General features: G+C 68.2%; 11 protein-coding genes. 7 read left to right on the top strand and 4 right to left on the bottom strand.

Annotated features, from left to right (window positions below):
* The first annotated feature begins 12 nt into the window (after nt 1-12).
* From FBY21_RS21035 to FBY21_RS21015, 5 genes are all read left to right on the top strand, one after another.
* The gene (locus FBY21_RS21035; protein ID WP_044403420.1) at nt 13-1,383 is read left to right on the top strand and encodes a DUF1329 domain-containing protein; all 1,371 of its coding nucleotides are present in this window, start codon (nt 13-15) and stop codon (nt 1,381-1,383) included.
* A gap of 132 nt (nt 1,384-1,515) precedes the next feature.
* The gene (locus tag FBY21_RS21030) at nt 1,516-4,035 is read left to right on the top strand and encodes a LuxR C-terminal-related transcriptional regulator (protein WP_142013420.1); all 2,520 of its coding nucleotides are present in this window, start codon (nt 1,516-1,518) and stop codon (nt 4,033-4,035) included.
* A gap of 507 nt (nt 4,036-4,542) precedes the next feature.
* The gene (locus FBY21_RS21025) at nt 4,543-5,664 is read left to right on the top strand and encodes a Re/Si-specific NAD(P)(+) transhydrogenase subunit alpha (RefSeq protein WP_074969656.1); all 1,122 of its coding nucleotides are present in this window, start codon (nt 4,543-4,545) and stop codon (nt 5,662-5,664) included.
* A gap of 12 nt (nt 5,665-5,676) precedes the next feature.
* The gene (locus FBY21_RS21020; RefSeq protein ID WP_044405771.1) at nt 5,677-5,991 is read left to right on the top strand and encodes an NAD(P) transhydrogenase subunit alpha; all 315 of its coding nucleotides are present in this window, start codon (nt 5,677-5,679) and stop codon (nt 5,989-5,991) included.
* Between the two features lie 2 nt (nt 5,992-5,993).
* Complete coding sequence (locus FBY21_RS21015; protein ID WP_044405769.1) at nt 5,994-7,430, top strand: NAD(P)(+) transhydrogenase (Re/Si-specific) subunit beta; 1,437 nt, start codon at nt 5,994-5,996, stop codon at nt 7,428-7,430.
* Nucleotides 7,431-7,680: 250 nt separating this feature from the next.
* Here FBY21_RS21015 and uvrD read toward each other — a convergent pair whose 3' ends face one another.
* Nucleotides 7,681-9,864 (bottom strand): DNA helicase II, encoded by a 2,184-nt coding sequence (gene uvrD, locus FBY21_RS21010; protein WP_142013417.1) that lies wholly within the window; start codon nt 9,862-9,864, stop codon nt 7,681-7,683.
* 200 nt (nt 9,865-10,064) lie between these two features.
* Here uvrD and FBY21_RS21005 point away from each other — a divergent pair, with 200 nt between their 5' ends.
* On the top strand, nt 10,065-12,950 hold the full coding sequence (locus FBY21_RS21005; RefSeq protein ID WP_142013414.1) for an EAL domain-containing protein: 2,886 nt from the start codon (nt 10,065-10,067) through the stop codon (nt 12,948-12,950).
* Here FBY21_RS21005 and yegQ read toward each other — a convergent pair.
* Together yegQ and zwf are read right to left on the bottom strand one after the other, a co-directional pair.
* A complete protein-coding gene (gene yegQ / locus FBY21_RS21000) occupies nt 12,934-14,277 on the bottom strand; it encodes a tRNA 5-hydroxyuridine modification protein YegQ (RefSeq protein WP_044405765.1) in 1,344 nt (447 codons plus the stop codon). The two genes, FBY21_RS21005 and yegQ, sit on opposite strands and share 17 nt — an antisense overlap.
* Before the next feature lie 306 nt (nt 14,278-14,583).
* Nucleotides 14,584-16,005, bottom strand: a complete 1,422-nt coding sequence (gene zwf / locus FBY21_RS20995; protein ID WP_222119545.1) for a glucose-6-phosphate dehydrogenase — start codon at nt 16,003-16,005, stop codon at nt 14,584-14,586.
* A 174-nt stretch (nt 16,006-16,179) separates the two neighbouring features.
* On the opposite strand from zwf, the gene hexR reads away from it, so the two are divergent.
* The gene (gene hexR / locus FBY21_RS20990) at nt 16,180-17,046 is read left to right on the top strand and encodes a transcriptional regulator HexR (protein ID WP_044405761.1); all 867 of its coding nucleotides are present in this window, start codon (nt 16,180-16,182) and stop codon (nt 17,044-17,046) included.
* Between the two features lie 195 nt (nt 17,047-17,241).
* Here the strand turns inward: hexR and FBY21_RS20980 are convergent, their stop codons facing one another.
* Nucleotides 17,242-19,683, bottom strand: a complete 2,442-nt coding sequence (locus tag FBY21_RS20980; RefSeq protein WP_174244738.1) for a TonB-dependent siderophore receptor — start codon at nt 19,681-19,683, stop codon at nt 17,242-17,244.
* Between the last annotated feature and the right edge of the window lie 60 nt (nt 19,684-19,743).

The raw sequence follows: 19,743 nt of genomic DNA, 5'->3' as shown, positions 1-19,743 counted from the left end.
AGGACTCGCACCATGAAAACCATAAGAATCCTGCAAGGTGGCGCACTGGTACTCGGCCTGCTGGCCTGCCAGGTCATGGCGGCCGTCAGCCCCGAAGAGGCCGCCCAACTCGGCACCACCCTCACCCCCCTGGGCGCCGAGAAGGCCGGCAACGCCGACGGCAGCATCCCCGCCTGGACCGGCGGCCTGGCGAAGAACGCCGCACCGATCGACGCCAACGGCTTCCTCGCCGACCCCTTCGCCAGCGAGAAGCCGCTGTTCACCATCACCGCCCAGAACGTCGATCAGTACAAAGCCAGGCTCTCCGAAGGGCAGCTGGCGATGTTCAAGCGCTATCCCGAGACCTACAAGATCCCGGTCTACCCCACCCACCGCACCGCCGCCGCGCCGGAGGCCATCTACGCCGCCGCCCGGCAGAGCGCCCTCAACACCCAGCCGGTGGACGGCGGCAACGGCCTCTCCAACTTCGCCGACAGCCACTACTACGCCTTCCCGATTCCCAAGGACGGCGTCCAGGTGCTGTGGAACCACATCACCCGCTACCGCGGCGGCAACGCCCGGCGCCTGGTGGTCCAGGTCACCCCGCAGACCAACGGCTCCTTCTCTCCCGTGCAGTTCCAGGACGAGGTCGCCTTCCCCGCCGACATGACCGACCTAGACAAGGACAAGGCCGCCAACATCCTCCTCTACTTCAAGCAGCGGGTCCTCGCGCCCTCGCGCCTGGCCGGCAACGTGCTGCTGGTCCACGAGACCATCGACCAGGTCAAGGAGCCGCGCCTGGCGTGGATCTACAACGCCGGCCAGCGCCGCGTGCGCCGTGCCCCCCAGGTCGCCTACGACGGCCCCGGTACCGCCGCCGACGGCATGCGCACCGCCGACAACTTCGACATGTTCTCCGGCGCCCCCGACCGCTATGACTGGAAGCTGATCGGCAAGAAGGAGATGTACATCCCCTACAACAGCTACAAACTCGACTCCACCAGCCTCAAGTACGCCGACATCGTCCGCCCCGGCCACATCAACCAGGACCTCACCCGCTACGAGCTGCACCGGGTCTGGGAAGTGGTCGCCACCCTCAAGTCCGGCGAGCGGCACATCTACGCCAAGCGCCACATGTACCTCGACGAGGACAGCTGGCAGGTGGCCCTGGTGGACCACTACGACGGTCGCGGCCAACTGTGGCGCGTCGGCGAAGGCCACGCCGAGTACCACTACGGCCAGCAGGTCTCCGCCTACACCCTCGAAGCCCTCTACGACATCATCGCCGGCCGCTACATCGCCCTCGGCCTGAAGAACGAGGAGAAGCACGGCACCGAGTTCGGCTTCAAGGCCAGCGGCGCCGACTACACCCCCGCCGCCCTGCGCAACGCCGGCATCCGCTGAGCACACCGCGCCCAGGGACGGGCGCCCCCTTATGACCCGCCATCACGCCGGCGCATGGGCCTTTGCGCGATGGCAGCGGATGTCTAGCCTGAACGACCACGGTTCACCATAACGACAACACCGAGAACCGCCATGCCCCGCACCGCCCCCCGACCCGACCGTCCCGGCGTGCCCCGCCTGCCGCCCGCGCACGTGCCCCGGCCGCGCCTGGTGGCGCCCCTGCTGGAGCAACCGGCGCGCCTGCGCCTGCTCTGTGCCCCCGCCGGCTTCGGCAAGAGCGTGCTGCTCAGCGAACTGCTGCGGGCCGGCGCCGACACCCACGACGCCATCGCCTGGATCGGCCTCGGTGGCGAAGCCCTCCCCGTGGAGCGCCTGGTCGCCCAGGTCGCCACCGCCCTGCAGCGCCCGGCCCCCGACCTGCCCCCGCAACAGGCCCTCTGGCAACTGCTGGGCGACCCCTCGCGGCCGCTGTGGCTGGTACTCGACGACTACCCCGCCGACCCGCCTCCCGAACTGGACGCCTGCATCGACCTGCTGCTCGCCCGCACCCCACCCAACCTGCAGCTGCTGGTCAGCGCCCGCCAGCGCCCCGAGTGGAACCTGCCGCGCCTGCTGCTGGCCGGTGACCTGCAAGAGCTGGACGCCGCCCAGCTCGCCCTCACCCGTGACGAGCAGGAGCGCCTGGTGGACCTGATCGCCCCCCAGGCCAACCCGACCCTGCGCGACGAGCTGTGGGCGGAAAGCGAAGGCTGGTGCGCCGGCGTCCGCCTGCAACTGTGCAGCCGCTTCCCCCCGGCCGCCGCCAGCAACGTCGGCGCCCACCACTGCTGGCTCAAGGAATACCTCGACCACGAACTGCTGGCCCGCCTGGACGACGACGAAGCCCGCTGCCTGTTCGCCCTGGTGCACCTGCCCCGGGTCAGCGCCGAGCTCTGCCAGCAACTCTGGGAGGACGGCGATGGCGCCGCCCTGTTCGCCCGTCTTCTCGCCCGCCATGCCTTCTTCATGCCGCTGGACGAAGAGGGCCGCTGGTACCGCGTCCTGCCCATCGTCGCCCGGGTGCTGCGCAACCGCCTCGCCCCCGCAGCCGCCACCCACCTGCACCTGGCCGCCTGCCGGGTCTTCATCGCCGCCGGCCAGGTGGAAGACGCCATCGAACAGGCGCTCTGCGCCCAGCAGCCGGAAGTGGCCGCCAACTACCTCGAACACCTCGGCCAGGAATGGCTCACCGGCGAACAGCACCTCGCCCACCTGCTCGCCTGGCGCGACCGCCTGCCCCAGGTGCTGCTGGAAAGCACCCCGCGCCTGCTCACCCTCAGCGCCTGGGCCCTGCTGCTGGCCTGGCGCCTGGACGAAGCCCAGGCCTGCATCGAGCACCTCGGCCGCTTCCTGCCCCAGGCCGACGCACGGCGCAACCGCAAGCTGATCGCCAACGGCCAGGCCCTGCAGGGCGTGCTCACCGCCCTGCGCGGACGCTCCGCCAGCGAAGCCCGACAGCACTGCCGCGAAGCCCTGGAACACCTGCCCGAACGGGACTGGATGCCGCTGCTGCTGTGCCACTCCGCCCTGGCCCGGCTGGCCATGGCCGAAGGCGAGCCCGACCAGGCCGCCGCCCTGCTGCACGACGCCCTCGAACTGGCACGGCGCCAGGGCAGCGTGCTCTTCGAGGTGCTGATCAACCTCGACCGCATCCGCCTGCTGGTCCTGCGGGGCGAACTCACCCGCGCCCAGAGCCTGGTCACCCAGAGCTTCGCCCTCACCGCCCGGCGCCGGGGCGTCGACGGCCTGCTGCTGGGCCGCCTGCACCTGATCCAGGCCGAACTGCACCTGCTCCACGGTCGCCTCGACGAAGCCGGCCCCGCCCTGGACAGCGGCCTGGAACAGGCCCTGGCCTGCGCCGACCCCTTCGCCCTGCACGGCTACCTCGGCCTCGCCGAACGCAGCTCGCGCCAGGGCGAGTTCGACCAGGCCTTCCTGCACCTGCGCGAAGCCGAGCGGCAGATGCACTGCCGGCAGGTCTGGCGCCTGTGCTTCAACGGCGCCCTCAGCCTGCAGAGCATGCGCGTGCTGGCCCGCCAGGGCCGCTGGGAACGGGTCGAGCCGGTGGGCCTGCGCATCCAGCGCTACTTCGAGGGCGAACACCCCTGGATGGCCCCGCTCGACTACCCCACCCTGCCCCTGCGCAACCAGCTGCTGCTGGCCCGGGTGCACCTCAGCGCCGGCCACCCGCAGCAGGCCGAAGCGGCATTGCGCAGCCTCCTGCAACGCTGCGAGCGCCTGCAGTACCGGCCGCTGGCCTGTGAAGTCGGCCTGGTACTGGCCGAGGCCGCGCGGCAACTCGGCCAGGAGGACGCCGCCCAGTTGGAGCGCGAAGCCCGCCAGCAGGCCTCGGCACTGGGCCTCAACGGCCTACTGCAGGAATGGGCCGCCCTGCCGAACGGCACCCCGGCGGCCGTGGCACTGCTCAGCCAGCGGGAACAGGCGGTGCTGCACCTGCTGGCCGAGGGCTGCTCGAACGAAGAGATCGGCGGGCGGCTGTTCATCTCGGTCAACACCGTCAAGACCCACACCAAGAAGATCAACAGCAAGCTCGGCGTGAAACGCCGCACCCAGGCCGTGATGCGCGCCAAGACCCTTGGCCTGCTGGTCTGAGGCACTATCGCGACAATCCGCCACACCCACCCCGCACACCCGGCTCAAAGCCCCGCCGCAGAGCGACCTGACCCTGTAGTCAACTATTCATGAAAACTACAGAAGCCCGGATTTCCGGGACCTTATGGCAACTATAAAAAACGCTGACTAACAGTCCCCACGCTGGACACGGCAGGATTGCGCAGCCTTCCCGAGGTTCCGGCGTGCCAGGCGCTTTTCCACGAGCCCCGGCGTCTCACGGAAGACAAAAGAACGCCGAAAGGCCCATTAGACAAGGGCTGGAGGCAGATCGAACCTTATCACCGGGAAAACGGTCAGTAGGTGACTTGTAGTTCTTGTTGCGTTTTGCTCCAGAACTCCTTGATGGCCATTCGGTTCACCTGCAAAATGCCGCGCCCGTCCTGGTCGCGCCATGCGCACCCGGCGGCGTCGTGCTGATCCGCCCGCCAGAGCGCCATCGCAGTGCACTGGACTCATAAGTAAAACGATCACGCAGGAGGTTTTTACGTGCACATCGGTGTTCCTCTCGAAACCCAGGCCGGCGAAACGCGGGTTGCCGCGACGCCAGAGACCATCAAGAAGCTGATCGGCCAAGGCCATCAGGTCACCGTGCAGCGCGGGGCCGGCATCAACGCCAGCATTCCCGACGCCGCCTTCGAAGCCGTCGGCGCCACCCTGGGTGATGCCGCTGCCGCCTTCGGTGCCGACCTGGTGCTCAAGGTCGTGGCTCCCAGCGACGACGAAGCCGCCCTGATGAAGGCCGGTGCCGTCCTGGTGGGGATGCTCAACCCCTTCAGCAACGAAACCATCGCCCGGCTCAACGCCCGTGGCCTGACCGCCTTCGCCCTGGAGGCCGCCCCGCGTACCTCCCGCGCCCAGAGCCTGGACGTGCTGTCGTCCCAGGCCAACATCGCCGGCTACAAGGCGGTGATGCTGGCGGCCAACCACTACCCGCGCTTCATGCCCATGCTGATGACCGCCGCCGGTACCGTGAAGGCCGCCCGCGTGCTGATCCTCGGCGCCGGTGTCGCCGGCCTGCAGGCCATCGCCACGGCCAAGCGCCTGGGTGCAGTGATCGAAGCCTCCGACGTGCGCCCGGCGGTGAAGGAGCAGATCGAGTCCCTCGGCGCCAAGTTCGTCGACGTGCCCTTCGAGACCGATGAAGAGCGCGAATGCGCCCAGGGCGTCGGCGGCTATGCCCGCCCCATGCCCGCCTCCTGGATGGAGCGCCAGGCCAAGGCCGTGCACGAGCGCGCCAAGCAGTCCGACATCGTCATCACCACCGCGCTGATCCCCGGCCGCAAGGCCCCGACCCTGCTCCACGAGGCCACCGTCGCCGAAATGAAGCCGGGCTCCGTGGTCATCGACCTGGCCGCCGCCCAGGGTGGCAACTGCCCGCTCACCGAGCTGGACCAGGTGGTGGTCAAGCACGGCGTCACCATCGTCGGCCACGGCAACCTCGCGGCCCTGGTGCCGGCCGATGCCTCCGCGCTGTACGCCCGCAACCTGCTGGATTTCCTCAAGCTGGTCATCGACAAGGACGGCCAGTTCCACCTCAACCTCGAAGACGACATCGTCGCCGCGTGCCTGATGTGCCGCGACGGGCAAGTCGTCCGCACCAACGGCTAAGGGGCAGCGGACATGGACCTGATTTCTGACGGCATCTACAACCTGATCATCTTCGTGCTGGCCATCTACGTCGGCTACCACGTGGTGTGGAACGTGACCCCCGCCCTGCACACCCCGCTGATGGCCGTGACCAACGCCATCTCCGCGATCGTGATCGTCGGCGCCATGCTGGCCGCCGCGCTCACCGTCACCCCCCTGGGCAAGGCCATGGGCACCCTGGCGGTGGCCCTGGCCGCGGTGAACGTCTTCGGTGGCTTCCTGGTCACCCGCCGCATGCTGGAAATGTTCAAGAAGAAAGCGCCGAAAGCGGCTGCGGAGAAACACTGACCATGAGCATGAACCTGATCACTGTTCTCTACCTCGTCGCCTCGGTGTGCTTCATCCAGGCCCTGAAGGGCCTGTCGCACCCGACCACGTCCCGTCGCGGCAACCTGTTCGGCATGATCGGCATGGCCATCGCGGTGTTCACCACCGTCGGCCTGATCTACAAGCTCGGCGCTGAGCTCGCCACCCAGGGCATCGGCTACGTCATCGTCGGCCTGCTGGTCGGCGGCACCGCCGGCTCGATCATGGCCAAGCGCGTCGAAATGACCAAGATGCCGGAGCTGGTCGCCTTCATGCACAGCATGATCGGCCTGGCCGCCGTGTTCATCGCCATCGCCGCCGTGGTCGAGCCCCAGTCCCTGGGCATCGTCGCCACCCTGGGCGACGCCATTCCCAAGGGCAACCGCCTGGAACTGTTCCTCGGCGCGGCCATCGGTGCCATCACCTTCTCCGGTTCGGTGATCGCCTTCGGCAAGCTCTCGGGCAAGTACAAGTTCCGCCTGTTCCAGGGCGCTCCGGTGGTGTTCAAGGGCCAGCACATGGTCAACCTGCTGGTGGGCCTGGCCATCCTCGCACTGGGCCTGTACTTCACCTTCACCGGTGACATCCGCGCCTTCGCCGTGCTGGTGGCCCTGGCCTTCGTCATCGGCGTGCTGATCATCATCCCGATCGGCGGCGCCGACATGCCGGTGGTGGTGTCGATGCTCAACAGCTACTCGGGCTGGGCGGCGGCCGGCATCGGCTTCTCGCTGAACAACTCGATGCTGATCATCGCCGGTTCGCTGGTGGGCTCCTCGGGCGCGATCCTCTCCTACATCATGTGCAAGGCGATGAACCGCTCGTTCTTCAACGTCATCCTCGGCGGCTTCGGTGCCGACGCGGACGCCGGCAGCTCGGGCGGCAGCCAGGAGCAGCGCCCGGTGAAGTCGGGCTCCTCCGACGACGCGGCCTTCCTGCTCACCAACGCCGACACCGTCATCATCGTCCCCGGCTACGGTCTGGCCGTGGCCCGTGCCCAGCACGCGCTGATGGAACTGTCGGAGAAGCTGAGCCACCGTGGCGTGACCGTGAAGTTCGCCATCCACCCGGTCGCCGGCCGCATGCCCGGCCACATGAACGTCCTGCTGGCCGAGGCCGAAGTGCCCTACGAGCAGGTGTTCGAGATGGAAGACATCAACTCCGAGTTCGGCCAGGCCGACGTGGTGCTGGTCCTGGGCGCCAACGACGTGGTCAACCCGGCCGCGAAGAACGACCCCAAGTCGCCCATCGCCGGCATGCCGATCCTCGAGGCCTACAAGGCCAAGACCGTGATCGTCAACAAACGCTCCATGGCCAGCGGCTACGCCGGCCTGGACAACGAACTGTTCTACCTGGACAAGACCATGATGGTCTTCGGCGACGCCAAGAAAGTCCTGGAAGACATGGTCAAGGCCGTGGACTGAGATCACACGCCTGCGCTCCACCTTTCCCAGCCCCGGCCTTCGTGCCGGGGTTTTTTATGGGTGGTGTTTCAGGCGGGTGCTGTCGGCGTGCGCTCATGGATCGCCCACTGGGGAAAGGGGCTGGAGAGCAGCCAAAGGTTGGCATAGCCCTCGAGGAGCGAGAGGCAGGGAGCGTCCGGAGGATCGAGCAGGTACAGCCAGGGAAGCGACGGCCGGAAGGGCAAACCAGACCCTCCCGGCCACACCGGCCTCAGAGCGGCTGCAACTTCGCGTAGGCCAGCATCAGCCACTTGCTGCCTTCGCTCTCGAACTTCACCTGCACCCGCGCCTGGGCGCCGGCGCCTTCGAAGTTGAGGATGGTGCCCTCGCCGAACAGCGCGTGCTGCACACGCTGGCCGAGGGTGAAGCCGGTCTCTGGCACTTCGGCACCGCTGAACATCGACGGCGTACGCGAGGCGCTTCCAGCCATCGGGCGGCTGACGGTATTGCCCAGGCGCACTTCGCGCACCAACGAGGCGGGAATCTCGCGGACGAAGCGCGAAACCTTGTTGTAGGTCTCGCTGCCGTACAGGCGCCGGGTCTCGGCGTAGGTCAGCACCAGGCGCTGCATGGCGCGGGTGACGCCGACGTAGGCCAGGCGGCGCTCCTCTTCCAGGCGGCCGGGTTCCTCCATGCTCATCTTGTGGGGGAACAGGCCCTCTTCCATGCCCACCAGGAACACCAGAGGGAACTCCAGGCCCTTGGCGCTGTGCAGGGTCATCAGCTGGACGCTGTCCTCGAAGGCATCGGCCTGGGCTTCGCCGGCTTCCAGGGAGGCGTGGCTGAGGAAGGCCTGCAGCGGCGTCAGCTCCTCGTCCTCTTCGCTGTTCTCGAAGGCGCGGGCGGCGCTGACCAGTTCCTCCAGGTTTTCCACCCGGGCCTGGCCTTTCTCGCCTTTCTCTTCCTTGTGGTAGGTGATCAGCCCGGTCTGCTCGATGACGGTCTGGGTCATCAGGTGCAGGGGCATCTCCAGGACCTTGGCGGCAAGGTTCTCCACCAGTTCGACGAACACCGCCAGGGCCGACGCCGCGCGCCCCGACAGGCCCTTGTTGGCCAGCAGCAGGCGGATCGCCTCCCACATGGACACGTCCTGGGCGCGGGCGAACTCGCGGATGCTTTCCACGGTCTTCTCGCCGATGCCGCGCGGCGGCACGTTGATCACCCGCTCCAGCGCAGCGTCGTTGCCACGGCCGTCCAGCAGGCGCAGGTAGGCCATGGCGTTCTTGATCTCGGCGCGCTCGAAGAAGCGCTGGCCGCCGTAGATGCGGTAGGGAATCTTCTCCCGCAGCAGCGCCTCTTCCAGCACCCGCGACTGGGCGTTGGAGCGGTAGAGGATGGCGATCTCGCTGCGGGTCATGCCGTCCTTCAGCGCGCTCTCGATGCTCTCCACCACGTAGCGGGCTTCGTCGTGCTCGTTGTAGGCGGCATAGAGACCCAGCGGCTCGCCGTCCGGGCCGTCGGTCCAGAGTTCCTTGCCCAGGCGGCCGTTGTTGTTGGCGATCAGGGCGTTGGCGGCCTTGAGGATGGCCGCGGTGGAGCGGTAGTTCTGCTCCAGGCGGATGGTCTGCACATCCGGGAAGTCGCTGGCGAACTGCTGGATGTTCTCGATCCGCGCGCCGCGCCAGCCGTAGATGGACTGGTCGTCGTCGCCCACCACCATCAGGCTCTCGCCACCCTGGGCGAGCAGGCGCAGCCAGGCGTACTGCACGGCGTTGGTGTCCTGGAACTCGTCCACCAGCAGGTGGCGGAAGCGCCGCTGGTAGTGCGCCAGCAGGCTCGGCTTGTCACGCCAGAGGTCGAGGGCGCGCAGCAGCAGTTCGGAGAAGTCGATGACCCCGGTGCGCGCGCAGGCGGCCTCGTAGGCCTCGTAGATCTTCAGCATGGTGGCGAGGAACAGGTCGCCGCCGGCCTGGATGTGCTGCGGGCGCAGGCCCTCGTCCTTCTGCCCGTTGATGAACCACTGCGCCTGGCGCGCCGGCCAGCGCTGCTCGTCCAGCCCGAGGTCGCGGATCACCCGCTTGATCAGCCGCTGCTGGTCGTCGCCATCGAGGATCTGGAAGTTCTCCGCCAGCCCGGCCTCCTGCCAGTGCGCGCGCAACAGGCGGTGCGCCAGGCCGTGGAAGGTGCCCACCCACATGCCGGCCGGGTTGATGCCCAGCAGCTGCTCGATGCGGTGGCGCATCTCGGCGGCGGCCTTGTTGGTGAAGGTCACCGAGAGGATGGAATGAGGCGAGGCACCCTCGGTGAGGATCAGCCAGGCAATGCGATGCACCAGCACGCGGGTCTTGCCGGAGCCGGCGCCGGCCAGCACCAGCTGGCGGCCCAGCGGAGCGGCCACAGCCTGCACCTGGGCATCGTTGAGGGACGCGATGAGGAGTTCGGGGTCGTTTTGCATCGCGGCATTCTAGGGGGGCGGCCCAGGCAGGGCAAACCGATGACCGGGCGGTCGGCCAGACGGCACGCAGCCTGCGTGCCAGAGCGCCCGCCAAAAGTTGGGAGGCGCAAGGGAGAAAGGCATCACATAACCCTTTGGCGACTCCGCAGGCTCGGGTAAGCTCCGCCGACGCCTAGGCAACCATTACAAGAACATCGCCTATGACCGCGACTCCCAACCAGGCTTCCCTTGCGTTTGCCGACGACGATTCCGCGCCGCTGCGCCCCCCGTTCGCCGCCGACCTGGCGATCGAACGCACGCGCCTGCTCTACCAGGGCTCCCGGGTCCCGACCTTGTTCATGCTGCTCAACGGGCTGGCCTGTGCCTGCCTGCTGTGGCGTTCCGAACTGGCGGCCCTGCTCTCCGGCTGGCTTTTCTGGCTGGTCCTGCTGGCCGTGCTGCGGCTGACCCAGGTCGCCGCCTTCAACCGCGCCCTGCCCTCGCGCCAGGCCCAGCCGCACTGGCACCGCACCTTCCTGCTCGGCGCCGGCGCCTCGGGGCTGACCCTGGCCTTCCCGGTGGTCTTCCTGGTGCCGGCGGACGCCTTCCTGCAGCAGGCGCTGGTCTACGGGCTCGTCGCCGCCGCCATCCTCTCCGCCAGCGTCGCCTATGCCGTCAGCCTGCCGGCCTTCCTCGCCTTCGCCCTGCCCTGCCTGCTGCCCACGGTCAGCTGGCTGCTCGCCAGCGGCCACCCGATGCTGCGCGGCTGGGGCCTGCTGAGCCTGACCCTGCTGGCGGCGCTGATGGTGGTGGCGCTGCAGGTCAACCGCCTGGTGCGCAACAGCCTGCTGCAGCGCCTGCAGAACCAGGCCCTGATCGACAACCTGGAGCACGCCAAGAGCCGCGCCGAAGGGCTCAACGCCGAACTGGCCCGCGAGGTGGAGCAGCGCCGCCGTGCCGAGCGGGAGCTGCGCGGTGCCCACGACGAGCTGGAGATCCGCGTTGCCCAGCGCACCCTGGAACTGGCCGACGCCACCCACGCCCTGGCCAAGAGCGAGGCGCGCCTGGCCCTGGCCCTGGAGGCCAGCGAGCTGGGCCTGTGGGACTGGAACCTGGAAACGGACGAGGTGCACCACACCCAGCTCAAGGCCATCTTCGGCCTGGAGAGCGACGAGGTGTCCCGGGTGCTCAGCGACCTGCGCCCCTGCCTGCACCCCGATGACGTACCGCTGCTGCGCCGCGCCCTGGTTGACCACCTCAAGGGCCGCAGCGAGGACTACGCGGTGGACTACCGTGTGCGCCACCGTGACGGCCGCTGGATCTGGGTGGAAGACCGCGGCCGCGCCGTGGAGCGCGACGCGCGCGGGCGCGTGCTGCGCATGGTCGGCACCCGCCGCGACGTCACCGCCCGGCGCCAGGCCGAGGAGCAGCAGCGCCTCGCCGCCACGGTGTTCGAGGCCGCCAGCGAAGGCATCGTCATCCTCGACCCGGACTACCGCCTGCTGGCGGTCAACCAGGCCTTCACCCAGGTCACCGGCTACCGCGCCGAGGAAGTGCTCGGCCGCGCCGTGGCGGAAATCAGCGGCACCCGCGAGAGCCGCCGCCAGTACCACCTGATCCACCAGCAGCTGGAGCACGACGGCTGCTGGCAGGGCGAGCTGGTGGACACCCGCAAGAACGGCGAGCTCTACCCGCAGTGGCTGCAGCTCAACGTGGTGCGCGACTCACGCGGCCAGGCCAGCCACATCGTCGGCTTCTTCTCCGACCTCTCGGCCCGGCGCGAGGCCGAGGAGCGCCTGCGCTACCTGTCCCACTACGACGACCTCACCGGCCTGGCCAACCGCACGCTGTTCCGCGACCGCCTGCACCAGGCCAGCGAGCGGGCCCGCGAGCACGGCCACGGCCTGGCGCTGCTGCACATCGACCTGGACCGCTTCAAGGTGCTCAACGACAGCCTCGGCCACGAGCTGGCCGACCAGCTGCTGCGGCAGATGGGCCGGCGCCTGGCCCAGGCCGCGCCGGAGGCGGACACCATCGCGCGGCTGTCCGGCGACGAGTTCGCGCTGATCCTCGACCGCTACGGCAGCCTCTCCAGCCTCGCGCGCACCGCCAGCCGCCTGCTGGCCAAGCTGCGCACGCCGATGACGGTGGGCGGCGAGGAGCTGGTGGTCAGCGCCTCCCTGGGCATCAGCCTGCTTCCGGACAACGCGCGGGAGATCACCACCCTGGTCAGCCAGGCCAACATGGCCATGCAGCACGCCAAGCACCTGGGCGGGAACACCTTCCAGTTCTTCACCGACAACCTGCAGGCCTGCACCCTGGAGCGCCTGCAACTGGAAACCCAGCTGCGCAAGGCCATCGACGAGGGTCAGCTGGAGGTCTTCTACCAGCCCAAACTGTGCCTGGCCGACGACAGCCTCAACGCCGCCGAGGCCCTGGTACGCTGGCGCCACCCGCAGATGGGGCTGGTCCCGCCGGGGGACTTCATCGGCCTGGCCGAGGAAACCGGGCTGATCGCCCCCATCGGCGAGTTCGTCCTGCGCCAGGCCTGCCTGCAGGCCCGCGACTGGCAGCGCCAGGGCGTGGCGGACATCCGCGTCTCGGTGAACCTCTCCGGCCACCAGTTGCGCCAGGGCAACCTGGTGGCCCTGGTGCGCCAGGTGCTGGCGGAGACCGGCCTGCCGCCGCGCCTGCTGGAACTGGAGCTGACCGAGAGCCACCTGCTGGAGAACGTCGAGCACGTCATCGCCACCTTCCACCAGCTGCGCGAGCTGGGGGTGAAGCTGGCGATCGACGACTTCGGCACCGGCTACTCGTCACTGAGCTACCTCAAGCGCTTCCCGGTGCACTACGTGAAGATCGACCAGACCTTCATCCGCGACCTGTCGCTGGGCGGCGAGGATGCCGCCATCACCCGCGCCATCATCGCCATGGCCCACGGCCTGGAGCTGAAGGTGGTGGCCGAGGGCGTGGAGACCACCGAGCAGCTGGACTTCCTCAAGGAGCAGGGCTGCGACGAGATCCAGGGCTACCTGCTGAGCCCGCCGGTGGAGGCCTCGGCCTTCACCGCGCTGCTCCGCGAGCAGAGCGCTACGCTGTGGCGCTGACCGGCTCCGGCAGGTCGCGCAGCAGCAGCCCGTGCTCCAGGTCGAGGTCGGCAGGCAGCGGGATGTAGAGGACGTGGCCGTCCCCCGGCGCCACCTCGCGGCGGCTGCCATCGCCGGCCTGCAGCCCATGGAGGATGAAGCCGAGGTTGCCGGCGGGGGTCATCAGCTCCAGGCGGTCGCCCACCTCGAAGCGGTTCTTCACCACCACCTCGGCCAGTTCGCCCCGGCGCACGCCGGTCAGCTCGCCGACGAACTGCTGGCGCGAAGGCCGCGAACTGCCGAAGGCGTAGTTCTGGTAGTGGTCGTGGGTGTGCCGGCGCAGGAAGCCCTCGGTGTAGCCCCGGTTGGCCAGTGACTCCAGGCGCTCCAGCAGGCGCGGCTCGAAGGGCCGGCCGGCCACCGCGTCGTCGATGGCCTGGCGGTAGGCCTGGGCCGTGCGGGCCACATAGAAGTGCGACTTGGTGCGCCCCTCGATCTTCAGCGAATGCACCCCCATGGCCACCAGGCGTTCCACGTGCTGCACGGCGCGAAGGTCCTTGGAGTTCATGATGTAGGTGCCGTGCTCGTCCTCGAAGGCGGGCATGAAATCGCCGGGGCGGGTCTCGTCCTCCAGCAGGAAGACCCGCTCGGTGCTTGGCCCCTCGCCCAGGGTCGGCGCCGGCTGGCAGGCGTGGACGATGTCGCCGAGGGTGTCTTCCCGCGCTTCACCGGCCTTGTACTGCCAGCGGCAGGCGTTGGTGCAGGTGCCCTGGTTGGGGTCGCGGTGGTTGATGTAGCCGGAGAGCAGGCAGCGCCCGGAATAGGCCATGCACAGGGCGCCGTGGACGAACACCTCCAGCTCGATGCCGGGCACGGCCTGGCGGATCTCGCCGATCTCCTCCAGGGACAGCTCGCGGGAGAGGATCACCCGTTCCAGCCCCTGGCGGTGCCAGAACTCGACGCTGGCCCAGTTCACCGCGTTGGCCTGCACCGACAGGTGGATGGGCATGGCCGGGAAGTGCTCGCGCACCAGCATGATCAGCCCCGGGTCGGACATGATCAGCGCATCCGGCCCCATGGCCACCACCGGCTCCAGGTCCTTGAGGAAGGTCTTCAGCTTGGCGTTGTGCGGAGCGATGTTGACCACCACGTAGAAGCGCTTGCCGGCGGCATGGGCCTCGGCGATGCCCAGCGCCAGGTTGGCGTGGTCGAACTCGTTGTTGCGCACCCGCAGGCTGTAGCGCGGCTGCCCGGCGTAGACGGCATCGGCACCGTAGGCAAAGGCGTGGCGCATGGACTTGAGGGTACCGGCGGGGCACAGCAGTTCGGGGGCGGGAAGGCGGGACATGGGCGGGGCTCGTGACGCGAAAAATCGCGCATTCTAGGCAAGCCCCAAACCATGGGTATTGCGCTGGAGCAATGCCGCTGCACGCCCACAACGCCGTGACCGATCGATGCGGTTCGCCGAGCTCACCGCATCCTACGGGCCTGCTCGACTCGTAGGATGGGCTGAGCCGTGCGAAGCCCATCGTTGGGGTGGAGCCCGCTACACCGGTCCATCAGCGGAGCCGGGCCGAGCCCAGCCGGTGACGTCCAGCCTAGGCAGCGGTCTGGCTTTTTTGTGGAAGCCAATTCATTCGCGAAAGAATGGGGCTCAGTCGTTCCAGGCCCGCCCCTGCAGCTCCAGCAGGCTGTGGGCCTGCTCCGGGCCGCTGGAGCCGGCGGGGTAGCTGCGGGGGCTCTGGTAGTGCTCGTGCCAGCCTTCGAGGATCGGGTCGACCCAGCGCCAGGCGGCCTCCACCTCGTCGCGGCGCATGAACAGCGTCGAGTCACCCTCGATCACGTCCAGCAGCAACCGCTCGTAGGCATCCCAGCGCCGCTGGCTGAAGGCCTGGGCCAGGTTCAGGTCCAGCTCCACCGGTTCCAGGCGCATGCCCTTGCCGGGGTTCTTGGCCATGAGTTGCAGGCTGATGCGCTCCTCCGGCTGCAGGCGGATCAGCAGGCGGTTGGCCTCGCCGCCGTTGAACAGGCGGTGGGGCACCGGCTTGAACTGGATGAGGATCTCCGAGTACTTGCGCGCCAGGCGCTTGCCGGTGCGCAGGTAGAAGGGCACGCCGGCCCAGCGCCAGTTGTCGATCTCCACCTGCAGGGCGACGAAGGTCTCGGTGTCGCTGTCGTTGTCGACGTTCTTCTCGAAGTAGTAGGCCGGCACTTCCTGGCCGCCGATCTTGCCGGCGCTGTACTGGCCGCGCACGGTCTTGTCCTGCACGTCGAGCCCGGAGATGGGCTTGAGCGCTTCGAGGATCTTCACCTTCTCGTTGCGCACCGCCTCGGCGTCGAAACGCACCGGCGCCTCCATCGCCACCAGGCAGAGCAGCTGCAGCAGGTGGTTCTGCACCATGTCGCGCATGGCGCCGGCCTGGTCGTAGTAGCTGCCACGGTTCTCCACGCCCAGGGTCTCGCACACGCTGATCTGCACGTGGTCGATGTGACCGGCGCGCCAGATCGGCTCGAACAGGGCATTGGCGAAGCGCAGCGCCATGAGGTTCTGCACCGTCTCCTTGCCCAGGTAGTGGTCGATGCGGAACACCTGGGATTCGCTGAACACCTTGCCGATGGCAGCGTTGATGGCCCGGGCCGACTCCAGGGAATGGCCGATGGGCTTCTCCAGCACGATGCGGTCGTCCGGCCCGCCGAGCCCGGCGATCTGCAGGTGCCGGGCGATGTCCTCGAACAGGCGCGGGGCGATGGCCAGGTAGTGGACGCGGGTGCGCCCCTCCAGCGGGCCGAGGTGGCGCGCCAGGCGGCCGAAGTCGGCGCTCTGGGACACGTCCATGGCGAAGTAGTCCAGCCGCTCGGCGAACCCGGCCCAGGCCTGCTCGGTGAACTCGGCACGGGCCACCTGGGCGCGGCAATGGCGCTCGGCCAGGGCGCGGTAGCGGTCGATGTCCAGGGGATTGCGGGCAATGGCGAGGATGCGCAGCTGCGGATGCAGCCGGCCGTCGCGATGCAGGTGATAGAGCGCCGGCAGCAGCTTGTGAAGCGCCAGATCGCCGGTGCCGCCAAAGACCAACATGTCGCAAGGCTGGGTCACGTGTGCACTCCTGCGTGGTTTGCCTGGGCGGGGAAGCGGGTCATGTAGTATAACTACACGGTCACTACAGCCTGACCGTCGCCGATCATAACCGAGTTGCCCGGCCGAATAGATCGCGACCTGCGGCGTACTTCCCCACTTCGAAGAGCCTGCCCAGTGAATCTGCTGCAACATATCGCCCAATCGCGCCATCTGCTGCGCAAGTCGGAATTGAAAGTCGCCGATCACGTCCTGCTCGACCCCGCCGCCGTCATGCACAGCTCCATGGCCGACCTGGCGCAGAGCGTCGGGGTCAGCGAGCCCACCATCGTGCGCTTCTGCCGTGCCATCGGGTGTGGCGGCTTCCAGGACCTCAAGCTGAAGCTGGCGCAGAGCCTGGCGGCGGGCGCCAGCTTCGGCCAGTTCGCCATCCACGAGAACGACTCGGTGGCGGACTTCAGCCTGAAGATCTTCGACACCACCCTGCACACCCTGATGGACGTGCGCGAGAAGCTCGACCCGCAGGCCCTGCAGGCCGCCATCGCCGCCTGCGCCCAGGCCCAGCGCGTGGAGTTCTACGGCTTCGGCGCCTCCGGTGCGGTGGCGGCCGATGCCCAGCACAAGTTCTTCCGCCTGCTGCTGACCGCCGCGGCCTATTCCGACCCGCACATGCAGGCGATGTCGGCGGTGACCCTCAAGCCCACCGACGTGGCCATCTGCATCTCCCAGTCGGGCCGCTCCAAGGACCTGCTGATCACCGCCAACCTGGTCCGCGAGACCGGCGCCACGCTGATCACCCTGTGCCCCAGCCAGACCCCCCTGGCGGACCTGGCCACCGTCAACCTGGCCATCGACGTGCAGGAAGACACCGAGATCTACACCCCGCTGACCTCGCGCATCGCCCACCTGGTGGTGATCGACGTGCTGGCCATGGGCGTGGCCATGGCCCGTGGCCCGAGCCTGGTCAACCACCTCAAGAGCGTGAAGCGCAGCCTGCGCAGCCTGCGTCTGTCGCCGAAGTCGATCAAGAACGCCGAGGACTGAGCCGCCCGCTGAAAGCGACCGGCTAGAGCGTTCGGATCGAGGTGCGGATGGCCCGCGCGCACTCGATCACCGCCGGCGCCAGGCGGCGCTCGGCTTCCTCCTGGGTCCAGCGACTCGTGGGCGCGACCACGTGCACCGAAGCCACCGGGCGGCCAGCATGGACTGCTGGACGCCCTGTTCTAGCGGCAGTACGGCTTACCAGTCGTAGGTGACTTCAAGGCTCGCCGTGCGCTCCTGGCCGTAGTAGCAGCCGAAGGCATAGTTGCAGTCCGACACATAGTCGCGGTCGAAGAGGTTCTGCACGTTCAGGCTGGCCTGCAGGCCCTTGAGGTCAGCCGACAGTTCCCCCAACTGGTAGCGCAGGGTGGTGTCGTAGACGACATAGGCGGGGGTGCTGAAGCTGTTGGCCGCGTCGCCGGGCTTGCGTCCGGTGTAACGGGCACCCGCTCCCCAGGTGACACCGGGCAGCCCGACCAGGTGGTAATCCACCCAGGCAGCGGCGGATACGGGCGCCTGGGCCTCGCTGCGGTTCCCTTCGTTGCCGTAGGTGTCGCGGGTGTAGAAGGCGTCGAGGTAGCTGCCGGAGAGCAGGACATCGAAGCGCCCGAGGCGCGCCTTGGCCTCCAGCTCCGCACCCCGCGTGCGCATTTGCCCGGACTGGATCTCGTACTGGGGATAGTCGACATCGCCGGTCCGCACGTTCTTCTGGGTGATCTCGAAGACCGATGCGGTCAGCAGCAGGTCCTCGTGGGGCTGGTACTTCACGCCCGCCTCGTACTGGATACCCTCGATGGGCTCGAACGCCTTGCCACCCCGCTCCGGCGCGCCCGTCCCGACGGTGGGCATGAAGGACTCGGAATAGCTGATGTAAGGCGCCAGGCCGAATGCGGTCAGGTAGGTCAGCCCGGCCCGTGCGGTGAACCGGTTGTCTCGCTGCGTCGTCTCGGTACGCGCCAGCAGGTCCTTGTTCTCAACCTCCGCCCAATCCTGGCGACCGCCAAGAGTCAGCAGCCAATTGCCCAGGCGCAGTTGGTCCTGCAGGTAGAGACCGGTCTGGCGGACCGTGTTGTCCCAGCGGGTATCCAACTGCGGGGTGACGCTGCTGGTGTCGTAGTTGTTGCGGCCGTACAGGTCGATGGGCAGCACGCTGTAGGCGTTGTAGCCCTGGTACTTGCGGTTGAAGTCGCGGTAGTCCACGCCCACCAGCGTGGTGTGCTGCACGGGGCCGGTGTCGAAGCTGTAGGTCAGGTTGTTGTCGAGGGTGTAGGTGGTGTTGTGCTGGCGCCAATCCAACTTCACGCGGTTGACCCGCGTGTAGTCGGTCTGGCCGAGTCCGTCGACGACGAAACCCCGCAGGTAGAAGCCCTTGTAGCGGTCACGGACATCGATGTAGCGCGCTGTGGAACGGAACTTCAGGTCATCGTCGAAACGGTGCTCGAAGTCGTAGCCGAGGACGTACTGGTCGCGCTGGTAGTCGTTGTAGTTCGAGTCTCCGGAGAAGAAGTCGCGGTCGATCCGCTGCCCATTCGGCCCCCGAACCAGGCTGCCGATCCTGGGCAGGGCCTGGTAGTCCGCCTTGCCATCGTCCCGCTGCACCTGCGCCAGCAAGGTCAGGTCGGTGTCATCCGACACCGCCCAGCTGAAGCTCGGCGCCAGCAGCAGACGGCCATTGCGGGTGTGATCGACCTGGCCATTGCCCTTGTGCGCCAGGGCCACCAGCCGGTAGGCCAGGTCCTGCTCGGTATCCAGTACACCCTGGGTGTCCAGCGCGCCATTGACCCGATGGTTGTCGCCCAGGCCGAACTTGACCTGGTTGCGTGTTTCCCCGGTGGGCCGCTTGGACACGAGGTTGACCAGGCCACCCGGCTGGTTCTGCCCATAGAGCACGGACGCCGGCCCCTTGAGGACCTCGGCCCGCTCCAGCGTGTAGGGGTCGATCTGCGGGGCTCCGCCCAGGCTGCCGGCATACGGGAGGTAGGCTCCATCCAGGTAAAGCGCTGCCGGCGCGAATCCGCGACTGGTGATTTCGTCGGCAATCACGTTGCGATCGGTGAAACCGTTCACCCCGATACCCGGCGTATAGCGCAGGGCCTGGGTGAGGTCCTGCGCGCCCTGGGCCTGCATCTGGTCGGCGGTGACCACGTTGATGCTCTGCGGAACCTCCAGCAACGACGCGTCGGTCTTGGTTCCGGTGGCGCTGCGCGTGGCGATGTAGCCGACCACGGGGCCATAGGCCGACTCGCTTGCGGTGCTGGCGACGGTGGTGGGCGCCAGTTGCAGGCCAGCCTCGTCGCCCACCGGCTGCAATCCATAGAGCCCCTCACCCTCGCGAACAGCACGCAAACCGCTGCCATGCAGCAAAGCCTCCAACCCGGCTTCGATGCCGGTGTCACCGTTCAGGCCAGGGCTGGAACGCCCCTGGACCAGGGCCGGGTCGATCGGCAGTGTGATCCCGGCCTGCACGGCGAACTCGACCAGCGCCGTCCCCAGGGAACCGGCCGGTACGGCAAAGTGACGGGCCCCATCCGCAGCATTGAGCGGAAGGGCGACGGCCGCCGTGCTGGCGGCCAGCATGAGAGCCAGGCAGCGGACCCGCTGGGCCAGTGGGTGGAGGGAGAAAAGAGTGGCGGGCTGCATCAGGGTGTCCCCGTGTTGTGGTTGGCAGTGTCGAGGAAGGGACACGCCAGCCGCGAAAAC

Origin of the sequence: Pseudomonas sp. SLBN-26, assembly GCF_006715895.1 — a bacterium.
Taxonomy (GTDB): domain Bacteria; phylum Pseudomonadota; class Gammaproteobacteria; order Pseudomonadales; family Pseudomonadaceae; genus Metapseudomonas; species Metapseudomonas otitidis.
The sequence above is the reverse complement of the archived record's forward strand: the minus strand, read 5'-3'. Positions and strand labels throughout refer to the sequence as shown.

Coding starts and splice junctions, on each gene's coding strand:
- FBY21_RS21035 (WP_044403420.1), top strand. CDS start 13: ATGAAAACCATAAGAATCCTGCAAGGTGGCGCACTGGTACTCGGCCTG.
- FBY21_RS21030 (WP_142013420.1), top strand. CDS start 1,516: ATGCCCCGCACCGCCCCCCGACCCGACCGTCCCGGCGTGCCCCGCCTG.
- FBY21_RS21020 (WP_044405771.1), top strand. CDS start 5,677: ATGGACCTGATTTCTGACGGCATCTACAACCTGATCATCTTCGTGCTG.
- FBY21_RS21015 (WP_044405769.1), top strand. CDS start 5,994: ATGAGCATGAACCTGATCACTGTTCTCTACCTCGTCGCCTCGGTGTGC.
- uvrD (WP_142013417.1), bottom strand. CDS start 9,864: ATGCAAAACGACCCCGAACTCCTCATCGCGTCCCTCAACGATGCCCAG.
- FBY21_RS21005 (WP_142013414.1), top strand. CDS start 10,065: ATGACCGCGACTCCCAACCAGGCTTCCCTTGCGTTTGCCGACGACGAT.
- yegQ (WP_044405765.1), bottom strand. CDS start 14,277: ATGTCCCGCCTTCCCGCCCCCGAACTGCTGTGCCCCGCCGGTACCCTC.
- zwf (WP_222119545.1), bottom strand. CDS start 16,005: ATGTTGGTCTTTGGCGGCACCGGCGATCTGGCGCTTCACAAGCTGCTG.
- FBY21_RS20980 (WP_174244738.1), bottom strand. CDS start 19,683: ATGCAGCCCGCCACTCTTTTCTCCCTCCACCCACTGGCCCAGCGGGTC.